Origin of the sequence: Pseudomonas sp. SIMBA_067 (genome assembly GCF_046534675.1) — a bacterium.
Lineage (GTDB): Bacteria > Pseudomonadota > Gammaproteobacteria > Pseudomonadales > Pseudomonadaceae > Aquipseudomonas > Aquipseudomonas putida.
This window is the reverse complement of the sequence record NZ_JAWRYH010001274.1, coordinates 1-238: the sequence shown is the minus strand read 5'-3', so window position 1 is coordinate 238 and position 238 is coordinate 1. Positions and strand designations below refer to the sequence as shown.

Genomic DNA, 238 nt, shown 5'->3' with positions numbered 1-238 from the left:
ATTTGAAGTTGCCACCCGGCACTTGACCTTTACGTCGGCCGCACAGGAGCTACATGTGACTCAAAGCGCGGTCAGCCACCAGCTCAGGCATCTTGAGGCCCTTTGGGGCGTGCAGTTGTTTGAACGTGGCAAGGCGTTACGCCTCACGGCAGCGGGGGCTGCGCTGGCGCCCATCGTGCGGGAGTTTTTCATCAGCCTGGAGGCGACCCTGGGTGATTTGCGCGAGCAAAAAGGCAGG

The 238-nt window shown here is 60.9% G+C and carries 1 protein-coding gene; it reads left to right on the top strand.

Going from position 1 to position 238, the window contains the following annotated elements:
• Positions 1-238: LysR family transcriptional regulator (locus SB765_RS33400; protein WP_410933005.1), on the top strand; the 238-nt coding region annotated here is incomplete at both ends.